Origin of the sequence: Kitasatospora sp. NPDC057965 (genome assembly GCF_042887135.1) — a bacterium.
In the GTDB taxonomy this organism is placed as follows: Bacteria; Actinomycetota; Actinomycetes; order Streptomycetales; family Streptomycetaceae; genus Kitasatospora.
In genome coordinates this window covers 455,858-467,746 of sequence record NZ_JBHVPZ010000001.1, presented here as the reverse complement: position 1 = coordinate 467,746, position 11,889 = coordinate 455,858, and the positions used below count along the sequence as shown (strand labels likewise).

General features: G+C 74.9%; 3 protein-coding genes. 1 reads left to right on the top strand and 2 read right to left on the bottom strand.

Going from position 1 to position 11,889, the window contains the following annotated elements; genetic code table 11:
* Positions 1-336: 336 nt before the first annotated feature.
* Both ACFVVU_RS01890 and ACFVVU_RS01885 read right to left on the bottom strand, forming a co-directional pair.
* Positions 337-5,868, bottom strand: coding sequence for an amino acid adenylation domain-containing protein (locus ACFVVU_RS01890; RefSeq protein ID WP_387787704.1), 5,532 nt, complete (start codon positions 5,866-5,868; stop codon positions 337-339).
* 103 nt (positions 5,869-5,971) lie between these two features.
* A complete protein-coding gene (locus ACFVVU_RS01885) occupies positions 5,972-10,957 on the bottom strand; it encodes an amino acid adenylation domain-containing protein (protein ID WP_387787701.1) in 4,986 nt (1,661 codons plus the stop codon).
* A gap of 467 nt (positions 10,958-11,424) precedes the next feature.
* Between ACFVVU_RS01885 and ACFVVU_RS01880 the strand changes: the two genes are divergently transcribed.
* A complete protein-coding gene (locus ACFVVU_RS01880; protein WP_380687351.1) occupies positions 11,425-11,862 on the top strand; it encodes a YchJ family protein in 438 nt (145 codons plus the stop codon).
* Positions 11,863-11,889 lie beyond the last annotated feature (27 nt).

Genomic DNA, 11,889 nt, shown 5'->3' with positions numbered 1-11,889 from the left:
ACACGGACCCGGCCGCCACGAGATCCTGGAACCGAGTCCGCGCCGCGTGATCAAAAGCCGGACAGTTGGGGGGAATCCCCTATCGAACGCCCTCTGAGGACCGGCTCCGAGGACCGGCGGCACGGCCGGCCGTGCCGCCACTCCCGGGCCGGGCCCCGCACCGGGCCAGGTGGCCGGGCGGTCAGCCGCACCGACGGTGCCGATCACGAGCGGCTTCCGGGTGCCGTCGGACGTCCACCAGGTCCCGCCGCGGCTGGGGTCGGCCGGGTCACGGACGTACGACGGCGCCCCCGCCCCCTCCGGAGAGGGGACGGGGGCGCGTGTGCGCAGGTGGTGCTACCGGCCGGTGGAGGCGTGCACCCGGTCGGCCGGGTCGTCGTCCTCGACCGGCTCCGGCTTGCCGGACGGGTGCGGCACCCGGACGGAGCCCGGGACGCTCCGGCCCTTGCGGGCGGCCTCGGCGAGGGCGAGCTGCCGGTCCGCCTCGGCCTGGATGGCGTCCTTGTCACCGATCTCGGCGTCCGGCAGCGCGTCCGGCAGGATGTCCTCCAGCAGGCGCAGCGGCCGGTAGGCGAGGCCGAGCAGGCCCCAGACGAAGAGCACCAGGCCGACCACCACGAGCAGCAGTCCGGCGCCGCGGCCCGGCCCGGTGCCGAGCACCAGGCCGACCGAGTCGGCCAGCGCGCCGCCGGGCCGCATCATCGGCTCGAAGACGTGGTCGGAGAGCGGGCCCGCGGTGAGGAAGCCGAGCGGCATCATCGACATGGCGAGCATCTGGTTGGTCGCCAGGACGCGGCCCTGGAGCTCCATCCCGACCTTGGTCTGGATCAGCGCCATCCAGTGCGAGTTGAGGATCATCATGGCCGACCAGAGGACGAAGAGTCCGCAGGCGGTCAGCGCGGTCTCCGGGCGGCTGCCGGCCAGGACGGCGGCGAGGCCGACCACCGAGGTGAAGCCGATCATGCCGATGGTGCGGCGGCGGGTGCCGCCCCAAAGCCCCATGACCAGGGCGCCGATCATGGCCCCGAGGCCGCCGAGCGCGGTGATGACGCTGAGCTGCAGGGGCGTGCCGCTGGCCAGCACCATCGGGGTGATCAGCACGGTGGCGACGGCGAACAGGTAGTTGAACACCACGAAGAAGACCACCATCGCGACCAGGCTGTGCCGGCGCGCGATGTACCGCCAGCCGGTGACGACCTCGCGCCAGAGCGGCTCCTCCTGCTTGTCGAACATGGCGTCCGGGAAGCGGACGATCAGCAGGCAGGTGACACCGGTGAGGAAGGTCGCCATGTCGAACAGCACGACGCCGTGCAGGCCGATCAGCGTGACCAGCACGCCGCCCGCCAGGATGGCCATCATGTCGCCCGCGCCGGTGCCCAGCTGGGCGAGACCGTTGGCCTGGCCCAGGTAGCGCTTGGGCACGAGCTGGGTGATCGAGGCGAGGTAGGCGGGCCGTTGGAAGGCTCCACAGGTGGAGCCGATGCAGGCCACCACGTAGATGTGCCAGATCTGGAGCAGGTCGGCCCAGAGCAGCAGACCGAGGCCGAGCATGCCGGCGGCGGCCACGGTGTCCGTGACGATCATGATCTTGCGCCGGTCGACCCGGTCGGCGAGCGCGCCGGCGACCGGTAGCAGCAGGACGGCCGGCAGCACCGCGATGAACGAGATCATCGCGAAGTCGAAGGCCGAGTTGGTCTGCTGGTAGACCCAGACGCCGAGCGCGAAGGTCGACAGACTGGTGCCGATCATCGAGACGAACTGGCCGATCGCCACCTTGGCGAAGATCCCCAGCTCGGCCCGGGCGGCCGGGCGCTTGACCGCGGCCGGGGCGGATATCTCCCCGGTGGCGGCGAACTCCGCCAGCACCCGGGCGAGTTCATCGGCCTGGTGCTTGAGGAAGTAGTGCCCGGCGCGCGGCACGACGGCGAGCTCGACGGTGTCGCCGAAGTGCTCCCACTCGGCGTACCGCTCCTCGTAGAGCAGGGTGGCGCGGTCCTTCTCGCCGACCACGCACAGGATCGGGGCGTCGATCTTCTCCGGCCGCTCGTCCCCGTAGGCGCGGGTGTAGAAGTCCTCGGCCTGCCGCACGTCGTGGCGCAGCGCCCGGACCAGGAAGTCCTGCTCGGCCTGGTCGTAGACGTCGGTGAAGCCGCCCATGGCGCGCAGGTACTCCAGGTAGCCGCGGTTGGACAGCACCCGGTCGCCCGGCATCCGGCGGGCCATCCACTCGGCGAAGCGCCCGGGCAGCCGGGCGGCCGGGAAGGTGCCGCCGAGCGCGAGGCCGCGCAGGTCGACGCCGGCCGCCTCCAGCCGGGAGCCGAGGGCGGTGGCGAGCGCGCCGCCCAGGCAGTGCCCGTAGAGCAGCACCGGGCCGTCGACCTTCTCCAGCACCTGGGCGGTCAGCTCGTCGGCGAGCCCGTTCAGCTCGGCGAGCTCGTCGTCGGGCCGGCTCGGGTCGTGGCCGGGCAGCTCGACGGCGTACAGCCGGTGGCCGGCGGGCAGCGCGTCGGCGAGCGGCTGGAAGGTGATCGGGCTGCCGCCGCCGTAGGGGACGCAGACCACGTTGATCGCGGCCGGGGCGTTGCCGCGGGTGAGCTTGTGCAGCAGGCTGCGCGGGCCCTCGTCGGCGGTGCCGCCGGCCCGGGCGTCGATCAGCGCGGCCAGCTCGTGCACGGTGGGGTGCTGGAACAGGTCGATGACCGACAGACCGTCACCGATCAGGCGCACGGCCTTCACGGCGGAGAAGGAGTCGCCGCCGAGCGCGAAGAAGTCGTCGGCCGCGCCGACCTCCTCGGCCTCCAGCACCTTGCGGTAGACCTCGGCCACCGCGTGCTCGGTGTCGGTGGTCAGCTCGCCGCCGCCGGAGACCGGCTGGGCGGCGACCGGCTCGGGCAGGGCGGCCCGGTCGACCTTGCCGTTGGCGTTCAGCGGCAGGGCGTCCAGGACGACCAGGGCGGCCGGGACCATGTAGTCGGGCAGCCGGGTGCGCAGCGCGGCGCGCAGCTCGCCCGGGTCGGGCGCGGCGGCCGGGTCGGCGGGCACCAGGTAGCCGACCAGGGAGCGCGCGGCGCCCTCGCCGCGGGCGACCACGACGGCCTCGCGCACCTCGGGGCGGGCGGTCAGCTCGGCCTCGACCTCGCCGATCTCGACCCGGAAGCCGCGGATCTTGACCTGGTGGTCGATCCGGCCGAGGAACTCGATCGCGCCGTCGGGGCGGCGGCGGACCAGGTCGCCGGTGCGGTAGGCGCGGTGGCCGTCCACCTCCAGGAAGCGCTCGGCGGTGAGGTCGTCGCGGCCGAGGTAGCCGCGGGCCACGCCGCCGCCGGAGACGTACAGCTCGCCGGGGACGCCGAGCGGGACGGGGCGCCGGTGGGCGTCCAGCAGGTGGGCGCGGACGTTGCCGAACGGCCGGCCGAGCGGCGCGGTGGCCGCGTCGCCGAGGTCGGCGGGCACGGGCGTGCCGAGCATCGAGACGGTGGTCTCGGTGGGCCCGTAGTGGTTGTGCAGCGGCAGGTCGGGCCGGGCGGCGCGGATCCGGTCCACCAGGTCGGGCCGCAGCGCCTCGCCGGCGCAGATCAGCAGCCGGGCGGGGAGGATCGCGGCGAGGCCGGTGCCGTGCGCGGCCAGGCCCTCCAGGTGGCTGGGGACCAGCTTCATGGCGTCGATCCGGTGCTCGGCCGCGTAGGCGGCGAAGGCGTCCGGGTCGGTGGCCTGGTCACGGGTCAGCAGGTGCAGGCAGCCGCCGCCGGTGAGCGCGCCGAACACGTTGGTGGTGCCCAGGTCGGCGGCGAAGGTGGAGACCAGCGCCCAGTTCCAGCCCTGCTGGTCGCCGCCGATCCGCTCGCGCAGGCCGTGCAGGTAGTTGCGGTAGTTGCGGTGCTCGACGGCGACGCCCTTGGGCGCGCCGGTGGAGCCGGAGGTGAAGATGAGGTAGCAGAGGTGCTCGGGACGGACGTCCGCCTCGGGCGCGTCGGCACGCTCCTCGCCGTCCGCGACGACCACCGGCAGGTCGGCGGTGAGCCGCTCGCGCAGGTCGTCGGTGGTGACGACGGCGGCGGCCCCGGCGGCGTCGAGCAGGGCGTGGATGCGCCCGTCCGGGTAGACCGGGTCGAGCGGCAGGTAGGCGCCGCCGGCCTTGAGGATGCCGAGCATGCCGACCACCAGCGCGGCGGAGCGCTCGACCAGCAGGCCGACCGGGCGGTCCGGGCCGACGCCGTGCTCGCGCAGCCGGTGGGCCAGCGCGTTGGCGCGCCGGTCGAGTTCGGCGTAGCTGAGGACGCCGTCGGCGCCGCGCACGGCGGGCGCGTCGGGGGTGCGGCGGGCCTGCTCCTCGACCAGGCCGTGCAGGGTGCCGTCGAGGTCCCAGTCGCGCAGGGTCTCGTCGTCCCACTCGGCGAGCTGCCGCTGCTCGGACGGGGTGAGCAGGGCCAGGTCGGCGAGCGGGCGGTCGGGGCCGGCGGCCATCGCGTCGAGCACCGTGGTGAGGTGGCCGAAGACCCGCCGGACGGTGGCCTCGTCGTACAGCTCGGTGCGCCAGACGAGGTCGGCGGCGAGGTCACCCCCGGTGTCGACGACGGCCACCGACAGGTCGAACTTGGCGGTGTCGGTGCCGATCGGCTGCCAGTCGACGCTGTGGCCGGGCAGCTCGGGACGGGCCTCGGCCTGGTTGTGGACGTTCAGCAGGACCTGGAACAGCGGGGTGTGGGCGAGTTCGCGCTCCAGGCCGAGGGCGTCGATCAGCCGCTCGAACGGCAGGTCCTGATGGCCGTAGGCGCCCAGGGTGGCGTCCTTGACGCGCTCCAGGAGCTCACGGACCGTCGGGTCGCCGGAGAGATCGGTGCGCATCGCCAGGGTGTTGACGAAGCAGCCGACCAGCGGCTCGGTCTCGCTGCGGGTGCGCCCGGCGATCGGGGTGCCGACGGTGACGTCCTCGCTGCCGGTGTAGCGGCCGAGGACGGTCTGCAGGGCGGCCAGCAGCACCATGTAGACGGTGCTGCCGGTCTGTTCGGCGAGGGCGCGGACGCGGCGGCTGCGCTCGGCGCCGAGCTCCGCGGTGAACCGGGCGCCGGTGGTGCCGGCGACGGCCGGCCGCGGCCGGTCGGCGGGCACCGTGACGGTGGAGGTGGCGCCGCGCAGGCGCTCCTGCCACCAGGCCTGCTGGCGGTCGAGTTCGGCGGCCAGCTCGGTCTGCTGCCAGTGCGCGACGTCCGCGTACTGGACGGGCAGCGGCGTGAACGCCGGGGCGGCGCCGGTGCGGCGGGCGCCGTAGGCGGTGGCGAGGTCGCCGAAGAGCACGCCGATCGACCAGCCGTCGGCCGCGATGTGGTGCAGCACCAGACTGAGTACGGCGCCGTCGCCGGTGCGCAGCAGGGCGGCGCGCAGCGGCAGGTCGGCCGCGAGGTCGAACGGACGGCGCGCCTCGGCCTCCAGCCGGGCCTCGACCTGCTCGGCGGGGACGTCGGCGGTGGTGAGGGTGAACCGGTCGGCGGGCAGCGCCTCCGGGCGCACCTCGCCGTCGACCTCCGGGTAGACGGTGCGCAGCACCTCGTGCCGGGCGAGGACGTCGGTGAGGGCGGCGGCGAGGGCGGCCTCGTCGGGTTCGCCCTCGATGCGCAGGGCGAGCGGGATGTGGTAGGCGGCGCTGTCCGGCTCGTACTGGGCCAGGAACCACATCCGGCGCTGGGCCGAGGAGAGCGGCGCCGGGGTTCCCTCGGGGCGCGGGGCGATGGTGCGGCGGTCGGTGCCGCCGCCGGCCGCGGCCGCCTCCTTGGCGGCCTTGGCCTTGGCGAGGCGGCGGCGCAGCAGTTCCTGCCGTCTGGCGGCCGGATCCGGTTCCGGGACGGTCCCGGCGGTGGGCTGGTCGGTCATGCGGTCTCCCCCGTTCGAACGCCGGTGTCTCCGGCGGCCGGGCGTGCGTTGGTGGTTCCGGGCTCTCCGGTGTTGCCGGTGGTTCCGGATGTGGATCGGTGGGTCACTGGGCGCTCCCTGCGGTGGCGTCGAGGCCGAGGTCGTCGCCGAGGTCGTCGAGGTCGTCGATCTCCTCCAGCAGGCGCTCCTCGACGCGGCGGGCCAGGGCGGCCAGGGTCCGGTCCTCGAAGACGACGCGCAGGGGCAGTTCGGTTTCGAAGGTGTCCCGGATCCGGGCGAGCAGCCGGGTGGCGAGCAGCGAGTGGCCGCCGAGCGCGAAGAAGTCGTCGTGCCGGGAGACCCGTTCGACCTTGAGGACCTCGATCCACAGGTCGGCGAGCAGTTCCTCGCAGTCGCCCTCCGGCGGGGCGCCGGCGCCGCCGAGCTGCGGCACCGGCAGCGAGGCCCGGTCGACCTTGCCGGCGGGGGTCAGCGGCAGCGCGTCGAGCAGGACCAGGCCGGCGGGCACCATGTAGTCGGGCAGCCGCTCGGTCAGGGCGATGCGCAGCGCGTCCTCGGTGAGGCCCGGGGCGACGGCGTAGCCGGCCAGGGCCGCTCCGGCCGGGGTCTCGACGAGCCGGGCGGCGCCCGCGGTGACGCCGGGGACGGCGGTGATCGCGGCCTCGATCTCGCCCAGCTCGATGCGGAAACCGCGGAGCTTGACCTGGGCGTCGGCGCGGCCGTGGTACTCCAGGCGGCCGTCGGCGCGGCGGCAGGCGAGGTCGCCGGTGCGGTACATCCGCGCGCCGTCGGTGCGGCCGGGTTCGGCGGTGAACCGTTCGGCGGTCAGGTCGGGCCGGCCGTGGTAGCCGAGCGCGACGCCGTCGCCGGCGATGCACAGTTCGCCGATGCCGTTGACCGGCACGGGCTGCCCGGCGGTGCCGAGCAGGTGCAGCCGGGTGTTGGCGATGGGCGCGCCGAGGGCCACCACGCCGCTGTGGGCGGCGATGTCGGGGGTGACCCGCTGGACGGTGGACCAGATGGTGGTCTCGGTCGGACCGTACATGTTCCACAGCGTGCCGACCCGGCCGAGCAGGGCGCGGGCGAGGTCGGCGGTGAGCGCCTCGCCGCCGCACAGGGCGGTCAGCCCGGGACGGCCGGCCCAGTCGGCCTCCAGCAGCATCCGCCAGGTGGCGGGGGTGGCCTGGACGTGGGTGACACCCTGCTTGTCGATCCAGGCGCCGAGCGCGGTCCCGTCGGTGGCGGTGGCGCGGTCGGCGATCTCCACCCGGGCGCCGGTGACCAGCGGCAGCCACAGCTCCAGGCCGGCGATGTCGAAGGTGACGGTGGTGACGGCGGCCATCACGTCCCGCTCGGTGAGGCCGGGTTCGCGGCCCATCGAGGTCAGGAAGTTGACGATCGCGCGGTGCGGCACGGCGACGCCCTTGGGCGCGCCGGTGGAGCCGGAGGTGTACAGCAGGTAGGCCGGGTCCTCCGGGCCGACGGTGACGGCCGGCGCCTCGGCGGGGGCGGCCGCGTGCTCGGGGCCGTCCACCAGGACGCTCGCGCGGCCGTGCAGCAGCTCGTCGCCGGCCGTGGCGGTGTCGGCGACCAGCAGGGTGACGCCGGCGTCGTCGAGCACGCCGCGGTTGCGGGCGAGCGGCTGGTCGACGTCGAGCGGCAGGTAGGCGGCGCCGCTGCGCAGCACGCCGAGCAGGGCGACGGGCAGCAGCCGGCCGCGCCGGACGGCGACGGCGACCAGGCTGCCGCGGCCCGCGCCGCGGGCGGCCAGCAGGTGGGCCAGCCGGTCGGCGGCGGCGTCGAGTTCGGCGTAGCTCAGGGTGCCGTCGGCGGCGGACACCGCGGGCGCGTCCGGGGTGCGGGCGGCCTGGGCGGCGACCAGTTCGTGCAGCCGGGCGTCGGGGACCGGCGCCTCGGTGCGGTTGACCGGCTCGTCGGCGGCGAGTTCGGCGGCGGAGAGCATGACCAGCTCGCCGAGCGGGCGGTCGGGCTCGGCGACGGCGGCGGCGAGCAGCGCGACCAGGTGGTCGAGCGCGGCGCGCACCGACCGCTCGTCGTAGCGGGCGGTCCGGTACTCGGCGGACAGCAGCGGGCCGTCGGTCGGGAACTCCAGGAACAGCGAGAGGTCGGTCTTCGCGGTGCTGTTGCACACCTCGGCGACGAACGTCAGGCTCAGGCCGGGCAGTTCGACGCCGGCCACCGGGTGGTTCTGGACGGCCAGCAGCACCTGGGAGATCGGCGAGGCGGTGAGGCCGGCCGAGCCGCCGGAGGCGCGGGCGTGCTCGACGAACGGGAAGCCGCTGTGCTCGGCGGCCTCCAGGACGGCCGGGCGGACCCGGGCGAGCAGGTCGCGGAAGCTGTCGGTGCCGGCCACGTCGAAGCGCAGCGCGACGGTGTTGATCAGCGAGCCGAGCACCGTCTCCAGCTCGGGCACCGGGCGGACGGCGAAGGGGCTGAGCACGGCGACGTCGGTGCGTCCGGTGTAGCGGTGCAGCATCCCGCCGAGCGCGGCGAGCACCGCCATGTAGAGGCTGGCGCCCTCCTGGGCGGCCCACTTCTCGACGCCGGTGACCAGGCCGGCGTCGAGCCGGCGGGCGATCCGGCGGCCGGCGACGTCCTGCGGGTTGGGGTGCGGGCGGTCGCCGGGCAGGTGCTGGTCGCCCTCGATCCCGCGCAGCCGCTCGCCCCAGCGCTCGGCGGCCTCGCGGCCGGCCGCGACGTTGAGCTCCTCCCAGCGGGCGACGTCCGACAGCTGGAGGTCGGGCTCGGGCAGTTCGCCGTCCCGGTAGGCCCGGGCGAGCTCGGCGAGGAACAGCCCGGCGGCCCAGCCGTCCATCGCGGCGTGGTGCACGGTGAACAGCAGCTCGTGCCGGTCCTCGCCGGTGCGGACGGCGAGGACGCGCAGCAGCCGGCCGTTGAACAGGTCGAGCGGGCGGGCGGCCTCGGCGCGCAGCGCGGCGTCGATCGCCTCCTCGTCGGGCTGCGCGCCGTCGGCCCCGGTGAGGTCGAGCAGCGGCACCTCGACGGTGTAGGGCGGGCGGACGTCGGCGTCGACCGGGTCGTGCTCGGTCGGGATCGCGGCTCCGCGCAGCGCGGTGCGCAGCGCCTCGTGGCGGCGGACGACCTCGGTGAGCGCGCGGCCGAGCTCCTCGCGGTCGAGGGCCCCCTCGGCGCGGATCCGCAGCGGCACGTTGTAGAGCGGGCTGTCGTGCTGCATGGACTCGTGCAGCCACAGTTCGCGCTGGAAGTCGGTGGCGCGGGCGGGCAGGTCGGACCGGCGGCGGGGCGGCTCGACGGAGGCCCGTCCGCCGCCGCCGTTGGCGACCCGGACGGCCAGGGAGGCGATGGTCGGGGCGGCGAAGAACTCGGCGAGCGGCACCCGGGTGCCGAACTCGCGCTCGATCCGGGCCAGCAGGCCGGCGGCGAGCAGCGAGTGGCCGCCGAGGTCGAGGAAGACGTCGTGGACGCCGATCTCGGGGACGCCGAGCAGGCCCTGCCAGAGTTCGGCGATCCGGCTCTCGACGGGGGTGCGGGGGGCGACGAACAGCTCGTGCCCGGCGCGGCTGCGGGCGACCGGGGGCAGCGCCTTGCGGTCGGTCTTGCCGTTGGGGGTGAGCGGCATCTCCGCCAGGACGGCGACGGCCAGCGGCACCATGTAGCCGGGCAGCGAGGCGGCGCAGTGGGCGCGCAGTTCGGCGGGCGTCGGCTCGGCGGCGCCGGCGGCGGGCTGGACGAAGGCGGCCAGGTAGTCGCCGGCCTCGTCGCGCTGGACGACCGCGGCGGCGGACTCGACGGCCGGGTGGCCGGCGAGCACGGCCTCGATCTCGCCGAGCTCGACGCGGAAGCCGCGGACCTTCACCTGGTGGTCGACGCGCCCGTGGTACTCCAGGTCGCCGTCGGGCAGCCGGCGGACCAGGTCGCCGGTGCGGTAGCAGCGCAGGCCGTCGACGTGGACGAAGCGCTCCTCGGTGAGGTCGGGGCGGCCGTGGTAGCCGCGGGCCAGGCCCTCGCCAGAGAGGTAGAGCTCGCCGATGCCGCCGTCGGGCACGGGTATCCGGTGCTCGTCCAGGACGTGGCCGAGGGTGCCGTCGAGCGGGCGGCCGATGACCGGCTCGCCGGCCCCGTCGCGGGAGACCAGCGACCAGGTGGAGTAGACGGTGTCCTCGGTGGGCCCGTACAGGTTGTAGAGGCGCTCGACCAGGGGCTGGGCGTACACCTTGTCGGCCAGGTGCCGGGGGAGGGCCTCGCCGGCCAGGTTGACCACGCGCACGGTGCCCGGCAGACCCCCGCCGCCGGGAAGGCCGTCGCCGCGCAGCAGTGCCGCCATGGCGCTGGGCACGGTGTTGACCAGGGTGACCTCGTCCCGGGCGGGCAGCTCGGGCAGGGCGAGGACGTTCTCCGCGACGATGATCGTGCCGCCGACGGAGAGCGGGAGGAACAGCTCGTACACCGAGATGTCGAAGCACACGGAGGTGCCGAAGAGCACGCCGGCGAGGTCGGCGGCGGTATAGGTGCCGGCCGCCCAGCGGAGCATCGCGTTGACGCCGCGCTGGGTGACCGAGACGCCCTTGGGGCGGCCGGTGGAGCCGGAGGTGTAGAGCACGTAGGCGAGCGCGTCGGTGGTGGCGTCACCGGTGGTGGGGCGCGCGGCGGCCGGGTCGAGCGGAGCGGCGGGGCTCTCGCCGTCGACGTACAGGAGGGTGGCGCCGGCGCCGTTCAGCAGGTGCTCGTGGGCACGGTCGGTGACCACGACGGGGGCCTGCGCGTCGCCGACCACCAGTTCGAGGCGGTCGCGCGGGTAGGCCGGGTCGAGCGGTACGTAGGCGCCGCCGGCCCGCAGCACCGCCAGCAGGCTGACCACGAGGTCCGCCGTTCGCGGTAGGCAGACGCCGACCAGTGTCTCGGCGCGCACGCCGGCGGCGGCCAGCCGGCCCGCCATCGCGTCGGCCGCGGCGTCCAGTTCGCGGTAGGTCAGCCGGCGCGTGCCGTCGATCACGGCGGTGGCGTCCGGTGTCCGTCTGACCTGCGCGGTAACCAGTGCGGCCAGCGGCGCGGCCGGATCCAGCGGGGGAAGTCCCGTCGAACTCATCACTCTCTCCCGAGGGGTGCTGCTGCATCGACTTGTGGTCGGCGAGAAATGGGCGGTGTGCCCTGGGAGATGGTGGGGTAAAGATCTACGAATCACCAGCACATTTCCGTCACTCGTTCGATATGCCGGAAAGATCACCCCCGACGCGCCCGCCAGCGGTGCTCAAGTGTGACGGTTCGTTGGCGATTTCGTACACATTGTCAGGCACCTTGGCAGGGACAGTGCGGACCGATACGGTCTCTTTCGACACCCCGTCAGCTACGGGCGCGCATGCCCTGACGTCGGTGCAAGCGGATTTCTACCTTCCGGATTGTCGGAGGACGGTCAACTTTAGGCCATTCCGCCGCACCGGCGGAAGACCTCCGGCAAGGCCCCCGGAAGACCTCGGCGGGAGCGCGACGGCGCACCCCGCCGGACCGCGCCCGCACCGCTTCGGAGCCGCCCCCGCGAGGCGCCAGAATGGACCCATGTCCCGACGCCGATCCGCCGCCCGCGCCACCGCCCCCGCGCCGCGCCTGCTGCCCTCCTCGCCCTGCCCCTGCGGCCTGCCCGCCAGCTATGCCGAGTGCTGCGGCCTGCTGCACCGCGGCCAGGGCGCCGCGACCACCGCCGAGACCCTGATGCGCTCGCGCTACAGCGCATTCGCCGCCCGCGACGAGGCCTATCTGCTGCGCACCTGGCACCCGGACACCCGGCCGGACTCGGTCGACTTCGACCCGGGGCTGCGCTGGCTGCGGCTGGAGGTGCTCTCCACCACCGAGGGCGGGCCGTTCCACGCCGAGGGCACGGTGGCGTTCCGGGCGCACTACGCGGACGGGCGGGAGGAGGGCGTCCTCACCGAGCACAGCCGGTTCGTCCGGCACGAGGGCGCCTGGGTGTACCTGGACGCCCTCTCGCTCGGCTGACGCGGCCCGCGTCCCGCCCGTCGCCGC